Source organism: Burkholderia sp. Cy-637 (assembly GCF_011753175.1).
GTDB classification, from domain to species: Bacteria; Pseudomonadota; Gammaproteobacteria; order Burkholderiales; family Burkholderiaceae; genus Burkholderia; species Burkholderia gladioli.
On record NZ_VWWC01000074.1, the window covers coordinates 1 to 26316 of the forward strand.

Annotated in this window: 25 protein-coding genes; 10 read left to right on the forward strand and 15 right to left on the reverse strand. The window is 69.6% G+C overall.

Features of this window, described 5'->3' with window-relative positions:
• From F3J10_RS19525 to F3J10_RS19535, 3 genes are all read right to left on the reverse strand, one after another.
• Positions 1–896: glucosaminidase domain-containing protein (locus F3J10_RS19525; protein ID WP_205200365.1), on the reverse strand; the 896-nt coding region annotated here is incomplete at its 3' end.
• Positions 897–899: 3 nt separating this feature from the next.
• A complete protein-coding gene (locus F3J10_RS19530; protein WP_167242799.1) occupies positions 900–2021 on the reverse strand; it encodes a hypothetical protein in 1122 nt (373 codons plus the stop codon).
• 83 nt (positions 2022–2104) lie between these two features.
• The gene (locus F3J10_RS19535; protein ID WP_167242800.1) at positions 2105–4984 is read right to left on the reverse strand and encodes a type VI secretion system Vgr family protein; all 2880 of its coding nucleotides are present in this window, start codon (positions 4982–4984) and stop codon (positions 2105–2107) included.
• A 96-nt stretch (positions 4985–5080) separates the two neighbouring features.
• On the opposite strand from F3J10_RS19535, the gene F3J10_RS19540 reads away from it, so the two are divergent.
• Both F3J10_RS19540 and F3J10_RS19545 read left to right on the forward strand, forming a co-directional pair.
• Complete coding sequence (locus F3J10_RS19540; RefSeq protein WP_167242801.1) at positions 5081–5473, forward strand: hypothetical protein; 393 nt, start codon at positions 5081–5083, stop codon at positions 5471–5473.
• Entirely contained in the window at positions 5470–6060 is a 591-nt protein-coding gene (locus tag F3J10_RS19545; RefSeq protein ID WP_166912944.1) for a YigZ family protein, read from the forward strand. Before F3J10_RS19540 ends, F3J10_RS19545 begins: the two co-directional genes overlap by 4 nt.
• Before the next feature lie 60 nt (positions 6061–6120).
• On the opposite strand, the gene ilvA is transcribed toward F3J10_RS19545, so the two are convergent.
• Positions 6121–7704 carry a threonine ammonia-lyase, biosynthetic gene (ilvA, locus tag F3J10_RS19550; RefSeq protein ID WP_167242802.1) on the reverse strand — a complete coding sequence of 528 codons (1584 nt, stop codon included), beginning with the start codon at positions 7702–7704 and terminating at the stop codon, positions 6121–6123.
• A gap of 261 nt (positions 7705–7965) precedes the next feature.
• Positions 7966–8904, reverse strand: a complete 939-nt coding sequence (gene ppk2 / locus F3J10_RS19555; protein WP_166912942.1) for a polyphosphate kinase 2 — start codon at positions 8902–8904, stop codon at positions 7966–7968.
• 310 nt (positions 8905–9214) lie between these two features.
• On the opposite strand from ppk2, the gene F3J10_RS19560 reads away from it, so the two are divergent.
• Positions 9215–10654: a glycosyltransferase family 9 protein gene (locus F3J10_RS19560; protein WP_167242803.1), complete on the forward strand. Its 1440-nt coding sequence runs from the start codon at positions 9215–9217 to the stop codon at positions 10652–10654.
• Between the two features lie 39 nt (positions 10655–10693).
• Here the strand turns inward: F3J10_RS19560 and F3J10_RS19565 are convergent, their stop codons facing one another.
• Positions 10694–11623, reverse strand: a complete 930-nt coding sequence (locus F3J10_RS19565) for an NADP-dependent oxidoreductase (RefSeq protein WP_167242804.1) — start codon at positions 11621–11623, stop codon at positions 10694–10696.
• Between the two features lie 121 nt (positions 11624–11744).
• Between F3J10_RS19565 and F3J10_RS19570 the strand changes: the two genes are divergently transcribed.
• Complete coding sequence (locus F3J10_RS19570; protein ID WP_051598436.1) at positions 11745–12194, forward strand: helix-turn-helix domain-containing protein; 450 nt, start codon at positions 11745–11747, stop codon at positions 12192–12194.
• A 27-nt stretch (positions 12195–12221) separates the two neighbouring features.
• Here F3J10_RS19570 and F3J10_RS19575 read toward each other — a convergent pair whose 3' ends face one another.
• The 3 genes from F3J10_RS19575 to F3J10_RS19585 form a co-directional block, all read right to left on the reverse strand.
• The gene (locus F3J10_RS19575; protein WP_345791224.1) at positions 12222–13028 is read right to left on the reverse strand and encodes a hypothetical protein; all 807 of its coding nucleotides are present in this window, start codon (positions 13026–13028) and stop codon (positions 12222–12224) included.
• A gap of 95 nt (positions 13029–13123) precedes the next feature.
• Entirely contained in the window at positions 13124–13618 is a 495-nt protein-coding gene (locus F3J10_RS19580) for a cupin domain-containing protein (protein ID WP_167242805.1), read from the reverse strand.
• A 96-nt stretch (positions 13619–13714) separates the two neighbouring features.
• Positions 13715–14716 carry a Zn-dependent oxidoreductase gene (locus F3J10_RS19585; RefSeq protein WP_167242806.1) on the reverse strand — a complete coding sequence of 334 codons (1002 nt, stop codon included), beginning with the start codon at positions 14714–14716 and terminating at the stop codon, positions 13715–13717.
• 139 nt (positions 14717–14855) lie between these two features.
• On the opposite strand from F3J10_RS19585, the gene F3J10_RS19590 reads away from it, so the two are divergent.
• The 4 genes from F3J10_RS19590 (at position 14856) to F3J10_RS19605 (ending at position 18200) form a co-directional block, all read left to right on the forward strand.
• Positions 14856–15758, forward strand: coding sequence for a LysR family transcriptional regulator (locus F3J10_RS19590; protein WP_025102134.1), 903 nt, complete (start codon positions 14856–14858; stop codon positions 15756–15758).
• Positions 15759–15949: 191 nt separating this feature from the next.
• Complete coding sequence (locus F3J10_RS19595; protein ID WP_167242807.1) at positions 15950–16843, forward strand: LysR family transcriptional regulator; 894 nt, start codon at positions 15950–15952, stop codon at positions 16841–16843.
• 120 nt (positions 16844–16963) lie between these two features.
• On the forward strand, positions 16964–17299 hold the full coding sequence (locus F3J10_RS19600; protein ID WP_126240723.1) for a hypothetical protein: 336 nt from the start codon (positions 16964–16966) through the stop codon (positions 17297–17299).
• Between the two features lies 1 nt (position 17300).
• Positions 17301–18200, forward strand: coding sequence for a 4-hydroxy-tetrahydrodipicolinate synthase (locus F3J10_RS19605; RefSeq protein ID WP_167242808.1), 900 nt, complete (start codon positions 17301–17303; stop codon positions 18198–18200).
• A 115-nt stretch (positions 18201–18315) separates the two neighbouring features.
• On the opposite strand, the gene ggt is transcribed toward F3J10_RS19605, so the two are convergent.
• A complete protein-coding gene (gene ggt, locus F3J10_RS19610) occupies positions 18316–20037 on the reverse strand; it encodes a gamma-glutamyltransferase (RefSeq protein ID WP_105826932.1) in 1722 nt (573 codons plus the stop codon).
• A 272-nt stretch (positions 20038–20309) separates the two neighbouring features.
• Between ggt and F3J10_RS19615 the strand changes: the two genes are divergently transcribed.
• On the forward strand, positions 20310–20828 hold the full coding sequence (locus F3J10_RS19615) for a metal-dependent hydrolase (RefSeq protein WP_025101637.1): 519 nt from the start codon (positions 20310–20312) through the stop codon (positions 20826–20828).
• A 157-nt stretch (positions 20829–20985) separates the two neighbouring features.
• Here F3J10_RS19615 and F3J10_RS19620 read toward each other — a convergent pair whose 3' ends face one another.
• Genes F3J10_RS19620 through F3J10_RS19640 form a run of 5 tightly spaced genes read right to left on the reverse strand, consistent with a single transcriptional unit; the run spans position 20986 to position 25083 of the window.
• Positions 20986–21804, reverse strand: coding sequence for an alpha/beta hydrolase (locus F3J10_RS19620; protein WP_167242809.1), 819 nt, complete (start codon positions 21802–21804; stop codon positions 20986–20988).
• Between the two features lie 38 nt (positions 21805–21842).
• On the reverse strand, positions 21843–23069 hold the full coding sequence (locus F3J10_RS19625) for a pyridoxal phosphate-dependent aminotransferase (RefSeq protein WP_240154663.1): 1227 nt from the start codon (positions 23067–23069) through the stop codon (positions 21843–21845).
• Entirely contained in the window at positions 23066–23707 is a 642-nt protein-coding gene (locus tag F3J10_RS19630; protein WP_167242810.1) for a 4-carboxy-4-hydroxy-2-oxoadipate aldolase/oxaloacetate decarboxylase, read from the reverse strand. Before F3J10_RS19630 ends, F3J10_RS19625 begins: the two co-directional genes overlap by 4 nt.
• Positions 23704–24396 (reverse strand): RraA family protein, encoded by a 693-nt coding sequence (locus tag F3J10_RS19635; protein WP_167234365.1) that lies wholly within the window; start codon positions 24394–24396, stop codon positions 23704–23706. Before F3J10_RS19635 ends, F3J10_RS19630 begins: the two co-directional genes overlap by 4 nt.
• 27 nt (positions 24397–24423) lie before the next feature.
• Positions 24424–25083, reverse strand: a complete 660-nt coding sequence (locus F3J10_RS19640) for a diguanylate cyclase (protein ID WP_025101632.1) — start codon at positions 25081–25083, stop codon at positions 24424–24426.
• A gap of 187 nt (positions 25084–25270) precedes the next feature.
• Between F3J10_RS19640 and F3J10_RS19645 the strand changes: the two genes are divergently transcribed.
• Entirely contained in the window at positions 25271–26254 is a 984-nt protein-coding gene (locus F3J10_RS19645) for a LysR substrate-binding domain-containing protein (protein WP_025101631.1), read from the forward strand.
• The last annotated feature ends 62 nt before the right edge of the window (positions 26255–26316 follow it).

Genomic DNA, 26316 nt, shown 5'->3' on the forward strand with positions numbered 1-26316 from the left:
GCGGCGGAACCAGCGACGGCGGCGCTCGCCGCCACGCCCGCTGCGGCTCCCGCAGCCGCGCTCGCGGTAGGCGCCGCCGCCGGCTTGTGCAGTTCGGTAGCCGATTTCACCACCAGCGTCGGTGCGATCACCGTCAGCGCCACGGGCGGCGTGGCCGGCGTCACCTTCTGCTCGATGCTCACCCAGCTATGGTCGTGCTCCGACCAGGCCTGCAGCGACACCGGTCCGCCCGAGATCGCGGCCTGCACCTGCACGTGCCCGGTCTTGTCGGTGACGAGATCGGCCGTCTTGCCCGCCTGGCTCGCCTTGATTTTCGTGTCGGCCATCGGCACCTTGGCCGCGTCGAGCACATACACGTTCACCGACGGCAGGCAGCCCTTGCAGCCATCCTTCTGCGCGGCGGCGATCGCGCGCTTCATGGTCTTGCCGTCGAACACCTTCTGCAGGCTGGCCGCGTAACTCTCGTCGGTCGCGTAGCCGGCGCTCTGCAGCGCCTGCGCTTCCTTGCCGAGATTGCCCTTGGTGCCGGGATCGAACAACCCGGCCCGGGCATAACGCGGATTCGAAGCCAGGAACTTCTGGCGGTCGCGCAGGCTGTCGAGCGCGGAGTCGTAGACGCGGAACGGCGCGGTCACCCACACCTTCTTGCCGTCGACCTTCTCCCACACCGTGAAGGTCTTGGATTCACCATGCCAGGACGGATCGGCCTTGATGTTGAAGATGTTGTGGGTACCCGCCAGCACGTGCTCGCCCCAGCCGGTTTCCTGCGCGGCCTGCGCGAGGATCAGTTGCCACGAGCAGCCGGTTTCGTCGGCGACCTGCCGCGCGGGGCAGTACAGGTTCTTGATGAACTGGATCTCGTCGTCGTAGGTATAGGCCTTCTTCTCGGCTGTCATGGTTCATTCCCCGCCGCGTTGCAGCGCCGCGCCATGGCCCTTGCTCATGCCGACCCAGCCGCCGCCGTCGAAGCCGGCCGCGTCGAGCTTGCCGCCGAGCGAGCGCGGTGCGCCCAGGGTGTGCGCGTTCAGGTCGATCGACACCAGCGAGGTGTTCTCGGCGCCGTCGCAGGCGCGGCCGATCACCTGAAGCGTGCTGCCCGCCATCGATACGGCCTCGATGGTGCAGAGCGTCTTCTTGCCGGCAAAGGACACGCCGGGCTTGCCATTACGATCGAGCGTGGCCACCGCGATCTCGGTGGGCGTGAGGCCGACCACGGCCACGCCGCCCTCGGGCGACAGCCACGCGCGCGCCGAGCGCGTATCGTCGGGCAGCGGGTAGGCGGACCACTGGTACTTGCCGCTGCCCAGATCGATCCGCGAGGCGGCGATCGCGTCGCGGCCCGCGCCGGCGTTCGGCATGAACTGCCCGGCCACGAGCAGGTGCTGCGCGTCGATCCGCGCGCTGCTGCCGACCCAGAACGCGCCGCTATCGAGCTTGCCGAGCTTCGGCGTGCCGAGGTTCGGATCGAAGCGCGCCACGAAGGTGCCGAACGGCCCGTTGCGCTGGGCCGTGGCGCTGGTGCCGCCGGCCACGGCCACGCCGGACGCGCTCACCTCGAGGCCGTAGAACCACTCGTCGAAGCCGGCCTCGATGGTCTGCTGCTGCTCGATCCTGCCGGCACTCGAGATGCGGCTGACGACGACGCGCGTCTGCTTCTGCGCCTCCGAGGCCTGGGTGTCCTGCTGCGTGACGACATAGTAGGCGTCGCCGCTCGCCGCGCAGGCCACGGCCGAATTGCCGACGTAGTCGCGCGGGTGCGGGATCGAGGTCTTCCACAGCACCGTGCGGCGCTGGGCATCCACCAGCACGGCCATCGCCGTGTTGCTCGGCCCCGCGTCGTCGTACACACGGCCGCTGATGCAATAGCGGCCCTGCCCGACGTCCCGGATCGACGACGCCGAGAACCCGTCGGGCGTGCCGAGCGGCAGGTTCAGAGCCTGCGCGTTCGCGCCCGTCACCTGCAGGCATGCACCGGCCAATGCGGCCGCCATCCACTGCGCCATCTTGCGATCGAATTTCATCTGCCTCTTGCCTCGCCTCTTGCCCTGTCTCTTGTCTGGTTCACGGCCCTGCCTGCCCGCGCCGCGATCGTGCGCCGATGCGCTCAGATCGCCGCCGGCGCCGCATCAGGAGCCGCCCGCGACGTATCGTCGTCGTCCGGCCCGTCGTCGTCCGGCACCTCGGCCACGTTGTCGTGATCGGCGTAGTCGAACACGCCCGCGTTGTCCCGATCGGTCATGTCGCTGAACATCGTGAACGGCTCTTGGTATGTCAGCGTCTCCCACTTGCCCTGCTTCATGTCGAGGATCGCGTGCACCGGCGTGGGCGTCTCGGTGAACGCGCGCAGCGTCTGGCCACTGCCGTCGAGCATGCCGGCGCCGAGGATGGTGCCGAGCTCGTCGCGGAACTGGTACTTCACGGGAATCGCCGTGCCGTCGGGTTTGTGCAGCACCTCGTCGAGCATCAGCTGCTGGCTGTACTGCAGTTCGCCCTGGCTGTCGAAGAACGATTGCCGGGCCGGGTTGCCGCCGGCCGCGCCCTGCTTCTCCCAAGACGCGCACTTCTCGGTGATCTGCCCCGGCGTACCGTTCTCGATCGCGTTCGGCGTGATCTTGATATACGAGTTACCGGCGCCGATCCACAGCTCCTTGGCGGCCGTCAGCACCACCTTGCCGTCCTTGCTGGTGATCGTGATGTCCTTGAGCGCGGCGAGAGCCATCTCGTCGGCCTGCGCCTGGATCTCCACCTTGCCCCTGGCCGCGAACAGCTTGATGCCGGCCTGGCGCACGAACAGGCTGATCTTCTCGGTCACGCTCGCGATCAGCGACTTGCCGCTGGCCAGATGGACGTTCTGGCCGCTCACCAGGTTGATCTGCTGGTCGGCCGTGAGCTGCGCGGACTGCTGCGTCGACAGGCCGAGATCGGACGGGCTCGCCATCAGCAGGATCGGCTTGCCGAAGCCGTTCGCGCTGCCGCTGCCGCCGCCGCCCGTCTTGCCGCCGCGCGCCTCGGGTGCCACGTTGCGGCGCGTGGCGTCGCGGAACGCGGCCAGCGAATCGCGGCCGGCCTGCAGGCTCTCGGCCTGGCTCGTCTCGCTTGCCTGCGACAGGGCGTCGATCATGCCGTGCGAATTGACCAGCTGCTCGGTGGCCTCGCCGGCATCGAGCGGCTGGTTGGTGGTGGCATGGGTAGATAGCAGCAGCCCCTGGCCGGCGCGGATCGCGCCGTAGGCTTGCGACTTGAGGTCGAAGCCGTTGCCGAGGAAGGCGCCGCGCGTGTTGCCGGCCTGGTCGATCAGGTAGCCCAGGTGCAGGTGCGAATCGAAGCTGCTCGAATACAGATGCACGCGGTTCTGCGCAGTGGCGTCGTCCATCACGAGCTGGTTGTAGCCGCTGCCGCCGTGTTCCTTGGAACGGTAGCCCGACAGCAGGCCGTTCGAATGCCATTGCGGCTTGGCCGCGCCGTTGTAGAGCCGCGAGGTCACCACCGGCCGGTCGCAGTCGCCGCCGATGTGATCGATCAGCACCTCCTCGCCCACTCGCGGCATGTGCACGCCGCCGTAGCCGCTGCCGGTGTCGGACTGCGCCACGCGCACCCAGCACGAGGCACGCTCGTCGCCGTCGTTCTGGCGATCCCAGATGAAGCGCACCTTGATGCGGTTCAGCGCGTCGGTATGGACTTCCTCGCCCTGCGGACCAACTACGATCGCAGATTCGAGATGTGTTTCGGGCTTATCGTGCTCGAACGGGCTGCGATACGGCACGCTAGTGCGCTGCGCCTCGATCTCGGTCAGGTAGAAGCCTTCCGAGCCGTCGGCGTGCGGCACCGCGAACGCGCCGTCGCCGGCATGGCTCGCGCGCGCGGCGTCCAGCATCGCCTGCAGGCTGTGAGGAAACGCCGGGTCCTGCTTGCCGATCGGCAGGTTGTTGGCGATCGTCCAGGCCGTGTCGATCACGGCGAATTCGCGCTGGCTCGCGCGATCGCGGTCGTGCTCGGGATGGCCGTCCAGCACGAAGCGCCGCCCCGCATCGATGCCGCGCAGGCTGCCGGTGCCGATGAAACGCTTGGCGCGCGACTCCCACTCCTCCATGCGGATCTTGGAGAGCTGGTCGCCGCGATCCTGGCCGCCGTAGGTGTAAGCGCCGGTGTATTCGTAGATTTCGGCCTGCTCGGGCAAGGAACCCTGATTCGGTATGGTGGGCACGTTGGTGCCCTTCGGGTTCTGCGGGGAGGCCGGGTTCTTGTAGTCGAAGGTACGGGTGGTCAGCGTGGCGCTCTGCAGCGTGCGCGTGCCGGCCCATTGCACCAGCGCATCGGTCTCGCTGCCGGTGCCGGCACGATAGAACGACACCGCGTTCGGCTGCATCGCGTCGAGCGCCGCGAGCCGATCGGTGATCACCAGGGTATGCGACTTGCCGTCCGACGCCTGCTGCCAGAAGCCGTACAGCCCCTCGCACTCGAGCAGGCGATGCACGAAGTTCCAGTCGGTCTCGTCCTGCCGGCAATACGAGCGCGACGGCAGCGGCTTCGAGAGCGCGAACTGGAACAGGCCCCGCGCCTGCGGATGTGCGTTGAATACGTCGGTGATGATGTCGTCGGCGCTGCGATCCTGCCAGATGCGCTGGTCGCGCCGGAAGCGCAAAAAGTGCATCCACGAGGTGAAGCCCAATTGGTAGCTGGTGAGTCCCGCGTTCGAACCGAGCCGGCGCGCGGTATGCACGTAACCGTGATGCGGCCGATACGACTTGTCGGCCTGCTGGATCCACAGAGTCACCGGTTCGCCGATCAGTGTCTTCAACTCGACGCCGCCCGAGGTGGAAACCGCATCGACGGTGAATTCGAAGTGACGCCCGAGCCGCGAGCGGCCAAACACGCGCTGTGGCAGCAGCCGATCCGCACCGAGCGGCGTGTCGAGTCTTATCAGGCGATCGTTCTGCGAGATGCCGCCTGTCATCCAGCTACTTATCAGATCCTGTGCGCCCATGCCCCGCCTTCCTTTTTCCGTTCTTTTAACTGCACCCGCATCCAATACAAGCGCCGCGATTCTACAAAAGGTTTCATCATGAGAGCAAACTGATCCGTGAAAAACGGTATTGAACCGACGCGGTCGTCTAAAATGACGGCTTTAAAACTTTCAATAAGCTTAAATTGCGGAAATTATTTCCACTTAATCCGCGCATTTAAGGAAAACTTGCCAATCCATCATTTATGTCGGCCGCGCGCCATGAAGTCGATCCAGACGATCGATCGTGACGCGAAGCTATACGCACACGCTCTCCTTGGCGCCACTCTCAGTCCCAAGCAAGGCGCCTCGGCATCCCGCCTGATCGTCCGGTTATGCCGCGCAGCCATCGGTACTTCGACACCCGCCACGGTAAAATTCCTCCCGGCCGGCACACCGCTCCATGCCAAATCCGGTAAAAAACGGAACAACCAATTGATTTCGATGGACCTCCAATCCCCCCGCGCATGACCTACTCGCTCGCCACCACCTACTCCTGCGAGCTCGAGATCCGCAAGAGCCGCTTCATCGCGCATGCGATTCCGGTGGCCGACCGCGACGCCGCGATGGCCGAGCTGCAGCGGCTGCGCGCCGAGCACGCCACGGCCACCCACGTCTGCTGGGCGCTGCTGGCGGGCGGCCAGTCCGGCATGTCCGACGACGGCGAGCCGTCCGGCACGGCGGGCCGGCCGATCCTGGAGGTGCTGCGCCACCATGATCTCGACGGCGTGCTGGGCGCCGTGATCCGCTACTACGGCGGCGTGAAGCTCGGCGCGGGCGGCCTGGTGCGCGCCTATACCGATGCGATCGCCGGCGCGCTGCTCGATGCGCAGCGCGTCGAGCGCATCGCCATGACGCGGCTCGCGATCGAGATGAGCTATCCCGACGAGGCCCGCGTGCGGCGCTGGATCGAGCAGGCCGGGCACGAGCTCGTCGACAGCGCCTACGGCATGACCGTGAAGCTCGTGATCAAGCTGCCGGTGACCGAGGTGGACGCGGCGCGCAGCACGCTGATCGACGCCACGCAGGGGCGCGCCGGGTTTCCCGCCTTCGAATGAACGACGCGGCATCGAGATGCTTGCGCAAGCACCCATCTCGATGCACACGCAACCGATCCTTCAGCCCAGGAACAACCGATAAGCAGGATTCGAGGTCTCTTCCTGGAACCGGTAGCCGAGCGTGGCCAGGAAGGTATCGAAGGCCTCGTGATCGGCCGCCGGCACCTGCAGGCCCACCAGGATCGAGCTGGTATCGGCGCCCTGGTTGCGGTAATGGAACAGGCTGATGTTCCAGTTCGGCGCCATCGAGGACAGGAACTTCATCAGCGCGCCGGGGCGCTCCGGGAATTCGAAGCGGAACATCCGCTCCTCGCGCGACAGCGGCGAGCGCCCGCCCACCATGTAGCGGACATGGTCCTTCGAGAGTTCGTCGTCGGTCAGGTCGGCGGTGCGAAAGCCATGCGCCTCGAAATTCGCGGCGATCTCGGCCGATTCCGCGCGGCGGCGGATCTGCACGCCGACGAAGATATGCGCCGAGCACGCGTCGGCGATCCGGTAGTTGAACTCGGTCACGTTGCGCTCGCCTACCAGCTCGCAGAAGCGCCGGAAGCTGCCGCGTTCCTCGGGGATCGTCACCGCGAACACCGCCTCGCGCGCCTCGCCCACCTCGGCGCGTTCGGCCACGAAGCGCATCCGGTCGAAATTCATGTTGGCGCCCGAGGTGATCGCCACCAGCGTCTCGCCCTCCAGGCCCTCGCGCTCGGCATAACGCTTCACGCCCGCCACCGACAGGGCCCCCGAAGGTTCCAGCACGCTGCGCGTGTCCTGGAACACGTCCTTGATCGCCGCGCACAACGCGTCGGTATCGACCGTGATCACCTCGTCCAGCAGTTCGCGACACAAGCGGAAGGTTTCCTCGCCGACCAGCTTGACGGCGGTGCCATCCGCGAACAGGCCGACCTCGCCGAGCGTGACGCGCTCCCCTGCCTCGATCGACCGAGCCATCGCGCAAGAATCCGCCGCCTGCACGCCGATCACGCGGATCTCGGGACGCACCGCCTTCACGTAGGCGGCCACGCCGGCCGCCAGCCCGCCGCCGCCGATAGGCACGAAGATCGCGTGGATCGGCCCCTGATGCTGGCGCAGCACCTCCATCGCCACCGTGCCCTGGCCGGCGATCACGTCGGGGTCGTCGAAGGGGTGGACGAAGGTCAATTCGCGTTCCGCCTGCACCGTCAATGCATGCGCATAGGCGTCGCTATAGGACTCGCCGGCCTGGATCACCTCCACGGTCGGCCCGCCGTGCGCACGCACCGCGTCCACCTTCACCTGCGGGGTGGTGACCGGCACCACGATCACGGCCTTCACGCCGAGCCGCGCCGCCGAGAAGGCCACGCCCTGGGCGTGGTTGCCGGCCGAGGCGGTGATCACGCCGCGCGCCAGCGCGTCGGCCGAGAGGTGGGCCATGCGGTTGTAGGCGCCGCGCAGCTTGAACGAGAAAACAGGCTGATGATCCTCGCGCTTGAGATAGACACGATTTCTCACGCGCGCGGACAGGTTGCGCGCGGGCTCCAGCGCGGTCTGCACCGCCACGTCGTAGACGCGCGAGGTGAGGATCTTCTTCAGGTAGGCATCGACACTCGACGCGATTTCGGCGGACGGGGTGGTGGCGGTTTCCTGACCGCGACGGGACGGCGACAGCATCGAACGCTCCTGGCTGGGGATGGGCTTGCCCGGAGACGGATACGAAAAACCCGCCTCGGGGGCGGGTTTCGTGACGGCTTCCTGCGCGCGCTAACCCACCATTCGATGAATGGTGTGAATAATGTGCGCGATCGGGAAGGCGTGACGTGTCATGGGCGGAAGCATCCGGGATGCCGGCGCGTTTGTCAATCCCCGCGCCGGGCGGGCCTGGATCAGGCACGCCCGGCGCGCGGAGAAATTCAGTAGCAACTCAGTAGCAACTCAGTAGCGCTCGGGGACGATCATGTTGTCCGGCACCGGCCGGCGCAGGTAATCCTCGTGGTGGACGCGCTCGGGCAGCGTGACGGACTGGCGCTCGACCTCGTGATAGGGCACCAGGCTCAGCAGGTGGTCGATGCAGTTCAGGCGCGCGCGCTTCTTGTCGACGGCCTGCACCACCCACCACGGTGCCTCGGGAATATGCGTGCGCGCCAGCATCTCTTCCTTGGCGACCGTGTAGGCCTCCCAGCGGCGGCGGCTTTCCAGGTCCATCGGGCTCAGCTTCCACTGCTTGAGCGGATCCTGGATGCGTGCCTCGAAGCGCGTTTCCTGCTCCTCGTCGGTGATCGAGAACCAATACTTGACGATCTGGATGCCGCTGCGCACCAGCATCTTCTCGAACTCGGGCACCGAGCGGAAGAACTCTTCGTACTCCGCATCGGTACAGAAATTCATCACGCGCTCGACGCCGGCGCGGTTGTACCAGCTGCGGTCGAACAGCACCATCTCGCCGCCGGCCGGCAGGTGCGCGACGTAGCGCTGGAAGTACCACTGGGTGCGTTCGCGGTTGCTCGGCGCCGGCAGCGCGGCCACGCGGCACACGCGCGGATTCAGGCGCTGCGTGATGCGCTTGATCGCGCCGCCCTTGCCCGCCGCGTCGCGGCCCTCGAAGATCACCACCATGCGATGGCCGGTGCTGACCACCCAGTCCTGCAGCTTGACGAGTTCGCCCTGCAGGCGGAACAGCTCGCGGAAGTACTGCTTGCGCTGCTCGCGGCGTTCGGCGGTGAAGATCGTGTCGGGCTCGTCGAAGCGGCGGTCGTCGAGCTCCATTTCCAGCTCTTCGTCATACGCGTCGACCAGATCTTCCTCCAGGCGGCGCTGGCGTTCGGCGGCCTCAAGTTCGGCGGCGTCTTGGTCTTCGGGTCGGTTGTCGCTCATCGTGCTGCCTCCGTATCTACGTCAGAGTCGTTCGTGCGCCGATTATCGCAGTGCTGCGTGTCAGATGCATTAATTCGGGCTGACGGCCGGGATGGCGTGGAGACGCAGGGGAACCCGCCCGGCAAGGGCCGATGCACCGGCAGCCCGGGCGCCGAACGCGGGATTTTGGCCGCCTGCGGGCCCGCCTCTCGCCGATCGACGCGGGATTCTCTACACTGGGGAATGTATCCGGCCCGATTCCACATCGGGCCACGCCGGCCCCGAGCAGAACAGAAAACCGCCCCGGAACCCGAGAGAGCCGCACCTGCCCATGATGCGCACCGTGCCGAGCAAGTCATCCGCCGAACCCTTCCGCGTGCCGCTCGCCAAGCCGGCGGCGCCGGCCATCCCGCCCTTCCTGCGCGAGATCTGCGAGCGCCTGGTCGCCCAGCAGCGCGAGGACGAACTGCTGCCCTGGGCCGACCGCGCCCTGCTGATCGACCCGCTCGCGCTCGATTTCGTGGAGATGCGCGCGCTGGCGCTCTCGCTGGGCGGCCTGCACCGCGAAGCCGCCGAGATGCTGCGCCGCCACCAGGACGGCCTGCGTTCGCGCCGCCGCGATTTCGAGAGCTGGCTCGGCTACGAACTGAGCATGGCGGGCGATCCCGAGGCCGGCGCGGCGCGGCTCGACGAGGCGCGGCGGCAGGCCCTCGCCGCCGGCGACGCCGCCATCGCCAGCCTGGCCGCCCATCGCCTGGGCGACGCGCAGCTCAGGCAGGGCAAGCCGCAAGGTTTCGCCAACTGGCTCCATCGCAACGAGGATCCGAATTCGAGCGGCAGCTACCGCCCCGCGAGCCTGCCGACCTGGAACGGCGGCGATCCCTCGGGCCGGCGCGTGCTGGTCACCCACCAGCTCGGTTTCGGCGATCAGTTGCTGATGCTGGCGGCCGCGCGCGACTGGCTGCATGCCGGCGCGCGCCTGATGATCAGTTGCGACAAGCCGCTGCTGCCGCTGCTGCGCGCCTCGCTGCCCGAGTGCCGCGTGATCGACGCGCCGCGCCCACTGACGCAGGCCGAACCCTGGCCCGAGGACGAGGCGCTGCGCCGCGAGTTCGAGGTCTTCGCTCCCGACCTGCATGCCACCCTGCTGCACCTGCCCCTGCTCGACGCGGCCCGAGCGCAGCCGCGCGGCCGCTTCGAGCCCTATCTGCGCGTGCCGCCCGAGCGAGCGCGCGACGCCGCGCTGTGGGCCCGGCGGATGCGCGCCGCCGCGCCGGGCCGCAAGCTGGTCGGCCTCTGCTACGACTGCGCGCATCGCCACCGGCCCGAGTTGGGCAGCACGATCCGCTGCTGGGCCGGCCTGCGCAGCCTGCCGCGCGTCGAGATCGAGCGGCTGGTGGCGCATCCCGCGCTGGCCGAGCGCATTCAATTCGTCAGCCTGCACCACCCGAGCGGCGAGGCGCTGGCCGGCGGGCTGCCGCGCGGCATGCGCCACTACGCGCCCGATATCGAGGATTTCGCCGATACCGCCGCCTGCATCCAGGAACTCGACGCGGTGATCGCCGTCGATTCGGCGGTCGCCAACCTGGCCGCGCTGCTGGGCGCGCGCACCTGCGTGCCGCTCAACCAGGCCGGCGACTGGCGCTGGGGCAGCCGCGGGCGCGACACGCCCTGGCTGCCGGGCGTGACGGTGCTGCGCCAGCGCGAAACCGGCAACTGGGCGCCGGTGTTCGAGGAGATCGTGAACTGGCTGCGCGACGAGGTGATCTGAAGCGACGGCAAGGCAGGCCCGAAGCGCGCCGCGGCGCCCTCAGGCCTCGCCGGCCCGAATCACCAGCTTGCCCTCGATCCCGCCCGCCTCGAAGTCGCGCCAGGCCTGCGCCGTCTCGGCGAGCGCGTAACTGCGCGCGAGGAACGGCCGGACCGGCACCGCGTCGATCTCGGCGGCGAGCCTCGCCAGCCCGTTGCCGCGGTTCTGGGTGCGCAGGAACAGCGCGCGCACCCCGAGCCGCTCGGCTTCGTCCTCGGCCGGCGGCCCGTTCAGCGCGACCAGCACACCACCCGGCTTGAGCACCGACAGCGCGCGCCGCGCCGTCTCGCCGCCCAGCCCGTCGAGCACCATGTCGACGCCCTGCACCACCGTCTCCAGCGGCGTGGCCGCGTCGTCGAACACCTGTTCGGCGCCCAGCTCGACCAGCCGCGCCGCGCTGCGCGCCCGGCACACGGCGATCACGCGCACGCCGCGATGCCGCGCCAGTTGCAGCGCCGCATTGCCCACCGCGCCGCCCGCGCCGAGGATCAGCAGGCTCTGCCCGGCTTGCAGTTCGCCCAGCTCGAAGGCCTGCACGGCGGTCTGCGCGACCACCGCCAGCGAGGCCGCCCCGGCGTGGTCGAGCGTGCGCGGCTTGTGCGCCAGCGCATCGACCTCGGACACCAGGAATTCGGCGAAGGCGCCGCCCGCGCCGCCGTAGCCGAACACCTCGTCGCCGGGCGCGAAACCCTCGACGCCGGCGCCCAGCGCATCCACCACGCCCGAGAAATCGGCGCCCGGCACCCACGGAAACTCGAGTTCCGGCACCAGCCCGCGCAGGGCGCCGGCCCCGCGCTTGACGTTGCCGGGGTTCAGCGTGGCGGCCACCACGCGCACCCGCAGTTGGCCGGGGCCCGGCTCGGGCCTGGCGATATCGCGAAGCTCGAGTTGCTCGGCGCCGCCGTACTGCTTCAGGATCACTGCCTTCATGTTCAGTCGCTCCAGAATAGGAAGTTGGTTCCTTTTCGTAACCGAACGGCAGTATGTGTTAGATTGCCTGGCGCCGGAAGACGGCACTTTTCCCCGCCTCAGGCACAAAAAGGTAAGCATCATGCGAGCAAGCGAAGACACGACATGCCCGGTACGCGGCGTGCTCGACCAGGTCGGCGACAAGTGGTCGGTGCTGGTCATGCTGAAGGTGGTGGCGCACAGCCCGATGCGCTTCTCCGAGCTGCGGCGCGCGGTGGACGGCATCAGCCAGCGCATGCTGACCGAGACGCTGCGCGGCCTGGAGCGTAACGGCGTGCTGACGCGCACCGCCTATCCCACCATCCCGCCGCGCGTGGACTACGCGATCACGCCGCTGGGCATCTCGCTGGCGCAGGTGGTGGGGCCGCTGGTGGCCTGGGCCAAGACGCACCAGCCCGAGATCGCCGAGGCGCGCGAGCGTTTCGATACGCGCGCGCAGGCGCCGGAAGGCGCCGCGACGGCGCCCGGCACGGCAGCTCGGAAAGCGCCTCGGCAGGCTGCCGCCGAGGGCGAGGATCGAAGCCGCCCCTGAGCGGCGCCGCGGCGCCGCCCGGCCGCCTTACTTCGAACTGGACAGCCGCAGCTTGCGGGTCAGCACCGCGCCCGTCTTCGTATTGACCAGCCACACCGCCTGCACCTGCGCATGCAGCGTCGAGGTGCGGGTGGTGATGTCGGTCGGCTCCTCGTTGCTCGGGTCGCTGTGTTCGCTGCGCTCGCTCAGGTAGGGCGGCGCCAGCTCGGCCAGCAGCACGATCGCGAAACCGCCATCGTCGCTGGCGGCGGCGAAGTCGGACGGCGCGACGCTCAGCTGGGCGCGCACCGCCGTCTGCCTGGCCTTGCCCGGGTCCATCTCGATGATGTCGATGTGCTGGATATAGCCCTTGGCCTTGGCCTCGGCGGCCACCACCAGCCGCCGTCCGCGCGGCCCGGTGATGTCCTTCCTGAGCAGGATCGTGTCGGGCGTCGCCTCGCTGGACAGATCGAGATCGACGCTCAGCTGGTGCCGCTTCGCGCGATAGAGGATGCCGTAGCTCACCGGGATCACGAAGCGCAGCGTGCGATCGAGCCCGACCGGCTTGAGCGCCGGTTCGTCGGTCGGCTGCCTGGCCACGGCGTGCAGCCATTCGCGGGCGTGTTCCTTCAGCGAGGGTTTGCCGGTATCGAGCTTCGCCTTGGCGAGCGCATCGCGCACCGCCAGCGCGTCGTCGCCGACGAAGGCTTGCGCGGCGGCGGGACGGGCGGCAGGGGACGCCGCCGGCTCGGACGACGCGGCCGAATCCTGCGCGGCGGCATGCGCCAGGGCCGGCAGGCAGACGCAGGCGCAGACGGCCAGCAGACGAGGCAGGAAGGACGGGATGGCTGGCACGATACGGCTTGACTCTGGAAACGGGGCGCCAATGATAGCGTGGCCGGGCGCCCGATCGGCCCTTGCGGGAAGGCGGCGTCGGCACGCCCCCCGCCTCACTCCGGTTCGACGCGCGCCTTGCCGTCGTGCGGGCCGAGTTCGCGCGTCGGCCAGTCGGCCCAGCCGTCGGGGCGCCTGGCCTGGTGCGCCTCGTTGAGCGGGTAGCGGATCCGGTTGTCGTCGCGGTTCGGCTCGCCGATCACCATCAGGCGCACCTCCTCGGCCGTGTTGTTGAGGAAGCTGTGGCAGATGCCGGTGCCGGCCGGGAAGGCGACCGCATCGCCGGGTTCGAGCCGATGCAGATGGCCGTCGATCCACGCATCGGGCGTGCCTTCCAGCACGTAGACGAACTCCTCCTCGGTGCTTTCCGCATGCGGGTAGGAAGTGCGCCGCCCCGGCAGCAGGCGTACGTGATGAATGCCAATGCGCTCGAGGCCGAGCTTGCGCGCGAGCGGCGCGCCGATTCCCATCAGTTCGCTGTCGCCGGGGTAGTGCTTGTCGTCGGCGCCTTCGAGTTCGGTCCAGTGCTTGATGAAATCAGGGCGTGACATCGTGGGGGCTCCAATGGACGGGAGGCCCACATGACAACATGGGCGGGCCGCCCTGTCCATCGGCAAGCACCACACCGCCTCGCGAGTTCGCCAAGCTCAGGCGCTGGCCAGCAGGATCGCCTTGCGGCCCTCGGGCGCCTCCAGCGCCATCGCCTGCTCGATGTGCTCGTAGGCGAAAGCCTCGCCGAGCCGCGTGCGGAACACCGGATCGCCGATCACCGCCTCCAGCGCGCGCAAGGCCGCCGCCAGCCGTTCCGGCTCGCGCACCGTGGCGCTCTCGAAATTGCTGAAGCGGCGGAGGATGAGGTCCTTCATCATCAGCAGCGAGGTCGGGATCGAGAACGGCGCCGCGCGATCGAGGAAGCCGTAGGCGTAGAGCGTCGAATGCATCGGCAGGGCCGGCACGAGCGCGCTCGCCAGCGCGCCGCCGACGCCGTCGAACACGGCCGTGGCGCCGAGCGTTTCGGCCAGCGGCGCGAGCCTGTCGACCCAGCCCTCGCCGGTCGCGATCACATGCGGCTCGCCTTCGCGGCGCAGCGCCTCGGCCGCCTCGGCATGGCGCACCAGCAGGATCGCCGGCAGCTTGCGGGCCCGCGCCAGCGCGCCGAGCGCGCGCGCGGTGGCCGAATTGCCGGCCGTGACGATCACGCCGCGATGGCCCGCCGCGACGATCTCCTCCAGGAAGGCGTGGGCCGTCATCACGTTCACCAGCGAGCCGCAGTAATCGCGCGCGCGCACCGTCTCCGGCAGGATCAGGCAGCTCGTCCAGGGCACCTGCGCGTGCTCGCTCCAGAGCCCGATGGTCTCGGCGCTGCGCGTCAGCGAACGGTAGATCGCCACCTGCCGGCCCAGGTAGTCGGCCGGCACGCCGGCGCCGATCGCGCGCACCGTGCCCGCGCCCGACGCGCCCCACACGCCCTGGCCGACCGGCACCAGCCCGGCGCCCGCGGCGCCCGGCTGGCGCAGGAAGGTCTTGTCGCCGTGGTTGATCGCCGAGGCGTCCATCTCGACCAGCACATGGCCCGGCGCCGCCTCGGCCGGGCTGGGGATGTCGCGGACTTCCAGGGTCCGCTCGGGGGTCACGCAAATCGCCTTCATCGATGCCGCTCCTGTTCCTGGTGGGTGACGCGTGCCTTGGCCGGCACGACGAACCCGTAGCCTGGGCCTTTTCATCGATTGCGAAAACGTCGCCTGGCGACATATCATCGATTCCACTCTGGAATGGATCACCGCCCCCATGGACCGTCTCGATGCGATACGCCTGTTCGTCCGCCTCGTCGAACGCGGCAGTTTCTCCGCCGTCGGGCGCGAGGAAGGCATCGGCCAGCCGGCCGTCAGCAAGCAGATCGCGGCGCTCGAACGCCACCTGGGCGCGCAGTTGCTGCTGCGCACCTCGCGCCGCATCGCCGTCACCGATGCCGGCCAGGCCTTCTACGAATCGGCGCGGCAACTGGTGGAGGATTTCGATGCGGTGGAATCCTCGGTCGGCGAGCGCCAGCAGTCGCCGCGCGGGCTGGTCCGGCTCAATACCGCGCCGGGCCACGGCCGGCTCTGGATCACGCCGCGCCTGCCCGAGTTCTTCGCGCGCCATCCGGAGGTTTCGGTCGAGCTGTCGGTATCGGAGCGCAACGTGGACCTGGTCGGCCAGGGCATCGACCTGGCGATCCGCCACGGCAAGCTGGTGGATTCCTCGCTGATCGCCCGCCGGCTCGGCGAGACCGCGCTGGTGCTCGCCGCCAGCCGCGACTACCTCGCCGCGCACGGCACGCCCGCGCGCCTCGACGATCTCGACGCGCATCGCTGCATCGTGTTCTCGCGCGAGCGCGAGCCTTATCCCTGGGCCTTGCGGGTCGGGCGCGAGGCGTTGTCCTACCGGCCGCGCGGCTCGCTGCTGACCGGCGACGCGGAACACGTGCGCGCGGCCGTGGTGAACGGGCTCGGCATCTCGCAGGCGCCGCTGTGGCTGCTGGAGGACGAGATCCGCGCCGGCCGCGTGCAGGTGCTGCTGCCCAGGCTGCAACCGGAACCCCTGCCGATCCACCTCGTGCATGCCGCCGGCCGGCGCGTGCCGATGCGCGTGCGCGTGCTGATCGACTTCCTGGTGGAGATCTTCGCCAGCGACGAGCGCGCGAGGCGCTGAAGCCGGCGGCGCGACGGCGCGCCATCGTGATCATGCCGGCCGATGACCAGCCCGCCGCTGCCCGGGCCGTTCCTCGAGGCATGACCGCGTCTTCTGCGATTCCCGCCTGATCCACGCTTCGCCGCTGCGCGTCCATTGTTATCATCCACGCTGATGACAGCGGCCGATGCGCCGCACGGGAGCCGTCCGCCATGGAACTGAAACACCTCGGTGCCTTCGTCGCGCTCGCCGACGAACTGCATTTCGGCCGCGCCGCCGAGCGGCTGTGCATCGTGCAGCCGGCCCTGAGCATGCAGATCAAGACGCTCGAGACCGGCCTCGGCGTGCGCCTGTTCGACCGCGACCGCCACAAGGTCGCGCTGACCGAGGCGGGCCGCCTGTTCCTGCCCGAGGCGCGCGCCACGCTCGAGCAGGCCGCGCGCGCCGCGCAGGTGGCGCGGCTCTCGGCGCAGGGCGAGATCGGCACGCTGCGGCTCGGTTTCGTCTCCTCGGTGCTGCCGCAACTGCTGCCGACGCTGATCCGCACCATGCACGCGCGCTACCCGCGCATCGCGCTGGAGCTGAAGGACATGCCCACCCCCGACCAGATCGCGGCGCTGCACGGCGGCACGCTAGACTTCGGCCTGGCGCGCCTGCCGATCGCGGCCAGCGGGCTGAGCTCGCGGGTGGTGATGGAGGAATCCTTCGTGGTGGCGGTGCCGGCCTCGCATCCGTTCGCGCGCCGGCGCCGCATCGAGCCGGCCGCGCTGCGCGGCCAGCCCGCCTTCGTGCTGGCGCGCCGCTACGCGCCCGGCTTCTTCGACGCGCTGCTGGTCGCGCTCGGCGCGCAGCAGGTCACGCTCGACATCGCGCGCGAGCTCGGCGAATACACCACCATGCTGGCGCTGGTGGCAGCCGGCCTCGGCATCGGCCTGATCCCGGCCGAAGCGGCCGCCGCCGTGCCGCACAACGTGGTGGCGCTGCCGCTCGCGCTGCCCAGCTATCGCGCCCCGCTCGGCCTGATCTGGCTCGACGACGGCAGCGTCCTCAAGCGCGTGTTCGTCGAGGTGGTCGAGCAGTGCGTGGCGAACGGCTGGCAGTCCTGAACCACGCGCGGCGCGCGGCTCGCGGTTTACGGATCCGCCCGCACTTTTTACGCGGGATTTACGCGCGGCCCGCTACGCTGATGTCGTCCTTCCTACCCGTTCCGGGTCAACGACCATCGCATGCGCCATATCCAGGCTGTCTCGCCCTCGCTGCAACGCTCCCCTTCCCCCTCGATCCGCGTGCCCCGGCCGGCCCAGGCCGTGGTGCGGATCGCCCTCACGCGGCACGACCGCGACGCGCAGCTCGCCACCCTGCTGCGCTCGCCGCTGGCCAGCCACCTGGTCGAGGCCCGGCCCACGCGCCGCGCGATCCACCTGAGCCTGGTCACCGCGCCCGACGACATGCGCGCGCTGCTCGACCTGCTGATGGCGACCCTCGACGAAGCGACCATTGGCACCATCACGCGCTCGCTGCTGGCCGCGCCCGCCGCTTCGTCGATCCGCCGGGAGCACTGACATGCTCAAAGGCATCTGGGTCCCGCTGGTCACGCCGCTGCGCGCCGGTCGCGTCGATCTCGACGCGCTGCGCGCGCTGGCCGCCTCCTATCTCGACAGCGGCATCGCCGGCTTCGTCGCGCTCGGCACCACGGCCGAGGCGGCGCTGCTGAGCGAGGTCGAGCGCGCCGCGGCGCTGCAGGCGATCCTCGAAGTGGCGGCCGGCCGGCTGCCGGTGTTCGTCGGCGTGGGCGGCTTCGACACGCGCGCCTTCCTCGCGGAGATCGATCGTCTCGAACAATGGGAGGTGGCCGGCTACCTGGTCTCCCCGCCGGCCTATCTGTGCCCGAACCAGGCCGGCGTGCTCTGGCACTTCGGCCAGGTCGCGCTGCATACGCGACGGCCGGTGATGCTTTACGACGTGCCGCATCGCACCGGCGTGACGATCGAGCCGTCGACGGTGCGCCAGCTCACGCGTCACCTGAACATCGTCGGGATCAAGGAATGCGTGCCCGCGCATTTCGATGCGCTCGACAGCCTGCCGCTGGAAGTGCTGTGCGGCACCGACGTCGCGTTTCTCGACTGCCTGGCCGCGGGCGGCTCGGGCGGCGTGCTGGCCAGCGCGCATGTCGGCGCGGACCTGTTCGTGGAAGTGCAGCGCCTGTACGAGGTCGGCCGCGTGACCGAGGCGCAGACGCTGTTCGACGCGATGCAGCCGGCGATCCGCCTGCTGTTCTCGGCGCCGAACCCGGCCGCGATCAAGGCCATGCTGGCCTTCTCGCACGACATGACGGCCGAGGTGCGCATGCCGATCACGCCGGCCTCGCCGCAACTGGTGGCCGAGCTGCGGCGCGTGCACGGCACGCTGGAGCGGCTGCGCGCCGAATGGCTGACGGCGCCGGCCGCCAGCCCGCTGCACTGAGCACCGCCAACGCGAACGGGGCGGCGGGATCGGCCCGCCGCCACCCCGCCCGGCACCCCGCCCGACGCGCCGGGCGGCTTGGCGCTTGCGCGGGCCTTCGCGGGCTTGCGCGACCTTAGCGGATCACGCGCGTGACGCCGCGCCCGCGCGGATCGGCCGCTGCCTCGGGCGACTTGCCGTCGACCCGGATCACCTGGATGTCGCCGCTGAAATCCTGCCCCTTCAGCGTGTAGCCCTTGGCCTCGATCTGCTGGGCCAGCTCGCCGGTGATCGGGTGATACGGCTCCCAGAAGATCGTGTTCGGCGGCAGCAGCTGGTGATGGAAGCGGAACGCGCCGACCGCCTCCTTGAGCGGCATGCCGAAGTCGTAGACGTTGGTGATCACCTGGAAGATCGAGGTGAAGATGCGCGAGCCGCCCGGCGTGCCGATCACCAGCGAGACCTTGCCGTCCTTGGTGAGGATGGTCGGCGACATCGACGACAGCGGCCGCTTCTTCGGCTCGATCGCGTTCGCGTCGCTGCCGACCACGCCGAACATGTTGGCCACGCCGGGCTTGGCCGAGAAGTCGTCCATCTCGTCGTTGAGCACGATGCCGGTGCCCTCGGCCACCACGCCCGAGCCGAAATAGCCGTTGATGGTGTAGGTGTTCGACACCGCGTTGCCCCACTTGTCGATCACCGAGAAGTGCGTGGTTTCCGCCTTCTCCGGCATCGAGGTGCCGAGCCCAGGCTGCACGCTCTTGGTGTCGGACGGCGTGTCGGGGTTGACCTCGGCCGCGCGCTTGGCGAGATAGGCGTCGTCGGTCAGTTGCGCGACCGGCACCTTGTAGAAATCCGGATCGCCGAGGTACTGGGCGCGATCGGCGAACACGCGCTTCTCGATCTCGGCCACCAGGTGCACGTACTGCGCCGAGTTCAGCGGCACGCCCTTGAAGTCGGCCGCGCGATCCTCCTTCATCTTCAGCAACTGCACCAGGCCCACCCCGCCCGAGCTCGGCGGCGGCGCCGTGATCACGCGATAGCCGTTCCAGCTGGCCTCCACCGGCTGCCGCCAGACGGCCTTGTACTGCGCCAGGTCCTCGGTGGTGATCAGGCCGTTGCCGGGCTGCATCGCCGCGGCGATCTTCTCGGCGGTCGGCCCTTCATAGAAACCCTTGGCGCCCTGCGAGGCGATCCGCTGCAGCACCGCGGCCAGGTCGGGCTGCTTGAAGTTGGTGCCGGCCTTCATGCCGGCGAAGAACTTGTCGAAGTTGGTCTTGCCGTCGAACTCCTTGGACGCGTCGACGCCGCGCTGGGCCAGTTGCTCGTCCACCACGAAGCCGTCCTTCGCGTAGTGGATGGCCGGCGCCAGCACCTGCTGCCACTTCAGCTTGCCGAAACGCTTCTGCGCCTCCCACATGCCGGCCACCGTGCCGGGCACGCCCACCGCGCGCGGCCCGTAGAGGCTCATGCCCTTGATCACGTTGCCATCGCGGTCCAGGTACATGTCCTTGGTGGCGGCCAGCGGCGCGCGCTCGCGATAGTCCAGGAAGTAGGGCTTGCCGTCGACATAGAGCGTCATGAAGCCGCCGCCGCCGATGTTGCCGGCTTCCGGATAGGTCACGGCCAGCGTGAACGCGATCGCCACCGCCGCGTCCACCGCATTGCCGCCCTGCTTGAAGATCTTCTCGGCCGCATCGGCGCTGTACTTGTCGGCGACCGCCACCGCCGAGCCAGTTAGTTGCGCGTGCAACGAAGACTTGGCGAGCGCCGGCGCATTGGGAACGAAGCCGGCAACCGCGACGCCGACACAGGCCGCGAGTACGGAAATCCTGACACGATGGAACGAAACGATCATTGCGCATCCCTCACGAGGTTGCCCTGGCGGGCTGAAAAGTAAGGCCGTCCCGCCGCTTATAGCATGTTCCGACACGCGAAAAAAATGCGCCGCCGGCCGATGGTGCAATGCAACTTTCGATGCTCGAACCAGGCCCCGCGCGGGTTCCGAGCCGTTAGATGCAATTGCTGCGCGCAGAGAAATATTCCGTCGCAGATGCTCCATATCGCGTGTCGATCTGAGATGATGGCGCCCCAGAATTTTTGCAGCGCAACCTCGCGATCGCCTCCCGCATGGCCTCACACAATGCCCATCACGCCACCGGCTGGGCCGCCGGCCTGATCGCCGCCGCGCTCGTCTGGCAGGCGGGCGCCGCCGGGCCCTGGCACGTCGGCAGCCTGGCCGCGTTCGCGGCGGGCGTGGCCGGCGGCACGGCGCCCGATTGGCTGGAGGTGGCATGGTGGTCGCGCAAGCGGCGGCTGTGGATCAAGCATCGCACCGCCACGCACTGGGGCCTGGGATGGATCGCCCTGCTGTGGTTCGCCGATCGCTCGCTGAGCGCGCTGCATCCCTGGGCGCCGCCGCTGTTCGGCTTCGCCTGCGGCGGGCTCATGCACCTGCTGGCGGATTGGCCGAATCCGCTCGGCGTGCCGTGGATCCTGCAGCGGCATTCGCTGAACTGGTGGAAGAGCGGGCGCTGCGACCTGATCGTCGTCGCGGCGGCCTGGATCGGCGCGCTGTGGGTCGCGCAGGCGGCCTGGCAGCGCGATGCGCTGCTCGAGCACTGGCTGCATTGGTTGAGGATGGCCTGAGGCCGAGGGGCTCGGCGACGGCGAGGTTGCCGGCGGCAAGCGCCGTGCCGGACATTGCCGATGCCGGCCTCGCATCGCGCGAGGGCCAGCGCCGCAACGACAAGCCCGACATGGCCGATTCGCATCGATCATGTCGGCCTGCAAGCGCCACCCTACCTCACTGCTCCCCTGCCACCGCCTGCCGCTGGAACGCGGCGATCCGCTGCCACATCGCGGCCGGATTCGAATACATCGGGAAATGGCCGCAGCGCGGAATCTCGGCCAGCGTCACGCCGCGTGCCTCGATCGCGCCCAGGTAGGACAGCGAGGCGTTCTGCTCGCCGTACATGAACATGGTCGGGCATGGCAGGCCCAGGAAGCGCGCCATCAGCCCGCCATGATCCGACAGCTCGACCATCGAGCGGAAGATGCCCGGCACCGCCTCGGCCCGCACCTTGTGGCGCAGGCTGGCCGCATAGAGCGCGCTGGCGTAGGCCGGCGCATGGCGCGCACGCTCGATGAAATCGTCGAAGAATTGCCGCGCGTCGGCACGCGGATGCTCGACGATCTGCCGGCTCAGGAAGCAATCCTCCGGTGCGATATTGCCCTCGATGTCGACGAAGCTGATCACGCGCCCGGGGCAGCGATCGGCCAGCATCAGCGCGGTCAGGCCGCCCATCGAATGCCCGACCAGGTGGAAGCGCGCGAACCCGGCGCGATCGAGCATCGCCAGCGCCGTCTCGACCAGGAACGGGATCGTGGGCTTGCCCAGGTCGGCGCAGAAGGTCTCGCCGCAACCCGGCGCGTCGTAGGCGAGGAACGGCTGCCCATCGAAGGCGCGATCCAGCACGAGATCCGCGTAGTCCTCCTTGGTCGAGCCGAAGCCGTGCAGGAACAGGATCGGCTCCCGTTGCCCGTCGCGATGGAGCGCGGCGATCTCGAGCGCGGTGCCGTCGATCTCGAAGGCCCATCGCGACGATTGGAATGTCTGCTGCATCGAATCTCCTCCTTGCATGCCTGCCTGGATGTGGCGGCTCAGTCCGACAACGAAGCGCAGAATCCGGCGATCGCCTCGCAGGCCCGCGCGAGCGAGGCGTCGTCGAGCGCGTAGGCGATCCGGATCGCCGGCCCCAGGCCGAAGGCGCTGCCGTGCACGGTCGCGATGCCCGCTTCGTCGAGCAGCGCGTCGACCACCGCCTCGTCGCTGTCGAGCCGCGTGCCGCGCGGCGTGGTCCTGCCGATCAGCCCGGCGCAGGACGCGAAGGCGTAGAACGCCCCTTGCGGCCGCGCGCAGGCGAGCCCCGGCGCCGCGTCGAGCCGCGCCACCACCAGATCGCGCCGCCGCTGGAACACGCCGCGCGTTTGCGCGATGAAGTCCTGCGGGCCACTGAGCGCCGCCAGCGCCGCGTGCTGCGAGATCGAGCAGGCACCCGAGGTCTGCTGCCCCTGCAGCGTCTCCATCGCCTCGATCAGCCAGGCCGGCCCGGTGCAGAAGCCGATCCGCCAGCCCGTCATCGCATAGGCCTTGGACACGCCGTTCATGGTCAGCACGCGCTCGCGCAGGCGCGGCGCGAGCGCGGCCAGCGTCGCGAATTCGACACCGTCGAAGATCAGGTGCTCGTAGATGTCGTCGGACAGCACCAGCACCTGCGGATGCGCGAGCAGCACGTCGGCCAGCGCCTCCAGTTCCTCGCGCCGATAGACGGCGCCGGTCGGGTTCGACGGCGAATTCAGGATCAGCCAGCGCGTGCGCGGCGTGATGGCGGCATGCAGCGCGGCCGGCGTCAGCTTGTAGCCCTGTTCGGCCCCGCAAGGCACGATCACCGGCCGGCCGCCGCACAGCTGCACCATCTCCGGATAGCTGACCCAGTAGGGCGCGGGCACGATCACCTCGTCGCCTTCGTTCAGCGTGGCGGCCAGCGCGTTGTGGATCACCTGCTTGCCGCCGTTGCCGACCAGGGTCTGGCGCCAGTGCGTGTCGAGCCCGTTCTCGCGCGCGAACTTCGCGGCGATCGCCTCGCGCAGCGCGCGCAGGCCCGCCACCTGCGTGTAGCGCGTGTGGCCGGCGCGGATCGCCTCGATCGCCGCCTCGCGCACATGGGCCGGCGTATCGAAATCGGGCTCGCCGGCGCAGAGCGAGACGATCGACGCGCCGCTGGCGCGCCGTGCCGCGACGCGGTCCATCACGCGATAGGTCGCGGAAGGCCGGGCCTGGGCGAGATGACGATTGAGGCGGTCGTGGCGCATCGGTTCCGGCTTCATCGCGCGGCCCTCCATTGCGACAGGCCTAGCAGGTCCAGGGTGGTTTCGCCTCGCGCCAGCGCGGCCATCATGCGCGCCTCCTTGTCGGCCCTCGCCTGCCCTTCGGCGAGCACCGCCTGCGCGCGCTCGGCCGGGATCACCACCACGCCGTCGTCGTCGGCCACCACCAGGTCGCCGGCGGCCACCGGCGTGCCCGCCAGGCTGATCGGCCGGCCCACCGAGGGCACGCTGGCCTTCAGCGTGCCGCGCACCGAGATGCCGCGCGCGAAGGCCGGGAAGCGGCGCGCGCGCAGCGCCGCGATATCGCGCACGCCGCCGTCGATCACCAGCCCCGCCACGCCAGCCGCCTCGGCCGCCGCCGCCAGCACCTCGCCCCAGTAGCCGGCCACGAAACCGCCGGCCGACACCACCAGCACGCTGCCGCGCGGCGCCTGCTCCATCGCCACGTGGATCGCGAGGTTGTCGCCGGGCGCGCAAGCCACCGGGTAGGCGGCGCCGGCCAGCGAGGCGCCGGCCCAGATGGTGCGGATCGCCGGATCGACCGAGCTGTCCGCGAGGCCCGAGGCCTCGTGCAGGGTGGAGGTACCGAGCCGGCGCGCCTGTTCGAGCTGCGCGTCTTGATAGGAGGGAATCGTCATCGGGTAGTCCGTTGCAGGGTGTGATAAGCCAGCGCCTCGCGCGCTTCGCGCAGGCTCGCGCCGGCGGCGATGCGCGCGCGGATCGCCGCCTCGACGTGTTCGATGCCGCGCGCCGTCTGCGCCACTTCGCGGGCCCGCTGGCGCGGCACGATCACCACGCCGTTGGCGTCGGCCACCACGATGTCGCGCGAGGCGACGCGCACGCTGCCGATCGCCACCGTCGCGTTGACCGACTCGACCTGCACGCGATCCTTGCCGGTGCGCATGAAGCGGCCCGCCGTGAACAGCGGGTAGCCGTCGGCCAGCGCGCGGTTGACGTCGCGGCACACGCCGTCGATCACCGTGGCCGCGATGCCGCGCAGGCCCGCGTACTGGGTCATGATGTCCCCCCAGACGGTGCAGTCGAGGCGGCCGTCGTTGTCGATCACCACGATGTCGCCCTCGGCCACCTCGTCGATGAAATCGCCGACGGTCCCGGCCGGCTGCGTCGCCGGCACGTACTTGACGGTGAAGGCCGGGCCCACCACGGCCTGCGCGTAGTCGGCCAGCGGCGCGATGCCCAGCGCCTGACCGTGGATGCCGAGCTTGTCCAGCGCGTCGGACACGCCGGGCGTGTCGAGCCCGGCGAAGCAGGCCACCAGTTCGCGATCCTCGGGGCAGGCGCCCCTGGCGCGTTGCGGATTCGTCATCGATCTCTCCTCGAATGAAAAGGCGGCTCAGGACGCGCGGATCGCCTCGAATTGCTGGTCGTGCATCACCTCGGCCACCGAGCGGCCGGCTCGCACCGCGGCGACCATGCCGTCCTGGCGCCGCACGATGCGCTCGCCCAGCGACAGCACCGCCTCGATGTGCGCGGCCGGCACGAACACGCTGCCGCAGCGGTCGGCGATCACGTAGTCGTCCTGCTCGACGGTGACGCCGGCCATCTTCACCGGCTTGCCCGCGTCGAGCTGCACCACGCGGTTGCGCGCGCTGATCATGGTCACGCCGCGGCCGTAGACGGGATAGCCGATCGCCTCGCTGCCCTCGATGTCGCGGCTCGCGCCGTCGATGATCGAACCGCGCACGCGCTTCATGCTGGCGGCATTGGCGAGGATGTCGCCCCAGCAGGAAATGCCCTCCAGGCCGCCCGCGATCACCAGGATGCGCTCGTCGCTGTCGATCGCCTCGACCACCGGCGTGATCAGGTGCAGGCCCGGCGCCGCGTCGGTCTTCGGGCCGAGCTGCACCGTGCTGGCGCGGCCGACGATCTTCGGGCAGTCCCACAACGGGCGCAGGCCGTAGGTGGCGCCCGGCAGGCCGAGGAAATCGAGCGCGTCGGAAACGGTATTGGTGTCGAGCGAGGCAAGACGGTCGAGCAGGCTGGCGGCGGACATGGCGGCGGTTCCCTGGAAAGTGACCACATCCTCGCGGATCGCCGTTGATATGACCAATCGCGGTTTCGTATCTGCCTGATACGATTTCCGGATCAGCGCGGGCGGCTCGCCTGCCCTGCCCCGGCGCGATAATCGGCGAAGCCTTCGCGCCCCTTCTTCCCTTTTCGTCACCGCCAGGAACCGCCCGATGAACCCGAGCCTCGATTTCCGCCTGATCCGCCAGCTCTGGATGTTTCTCGCCGTGGCCGAGGAGAAGCATTTCGGCCGGGCCGCGGCGCGCCTGAACATGTCCCAGCCGCCGCTGACCGAGCAGATCAAGGTGCTGGAGCAGTCGCTGAAGCTGCAGTTGTTCGAACGCTCGCGGCGCGGCACGCAGCTGAGCCCCGCCGGCGCGGCGATCCTGCCGGCCGTGAGGCAGTTCGCTGACCAGGTCGAACGGCTCGAGCGCGTGGTGCGCGAGGTGGCGGCCGGGCAATCGGGCGTCCTGCAGGTGGGGGCGATCACCTCGGCCATGCTCGACACGGTGCCCGCCGCGCTGGCCGCGCTCAAGCGCTCGCACCCGCAGGTGAGCGTGTTCGTGCGCGAGATCGACAGCGCCGAGGCGGTGCCGGCGCTCGAATCCGGCGAGCTCGACCTCGCCTTCGTGCGGCTCGAGGGCGAGCTCGGCGCCTCGCGCATCGCCACCTTGCCGCTGGCCGAGGACCGGCTCGCCGTGGCGCTGCCGAAGACGCATCCGCTCGCCGCGCTCTCGCGCGTGCGGCTGCGCTCGCTGGCCGACGAGGCGCTGGTGATGTCGGCGCGGCAGGTCAGCCCGGTGTATTTCGACCGGCTGGTGGCCGAGTGCCGTTCACACGGCTTCGCGCCGCGCGTCCTGCACGAGGTGCGCTCGGTGGCTTCGCAGGTGGCCTATGTCAGTTGCGGCCAGGGCGTCGCGCTGGTGCCGGCGTCGATGCGCCGGCTGGCGCCGGACAACGTGGTGGTGCGCCCGCTCAAGGAGCGCGTGATGGTGGTGACGGCCGCGCTCGCCTGGGATGCGAGCCGGCATCATCCGATGGTGGAGGCGATGCGGGAATGGGCGGAAAGGACGGGGGCGAAGGTGGGGACGGCCGAGCGGGCCGCTGATGGGACGGGAGGAAGGCTTGCGAAGCGGAAGACCGTGGCGAACGGCTAGGGAGTGAACGCCCGGGCTTCGGCTGGCTGCGGCGCGGGCGCTGGCACGAAGGCGGCCGGAGT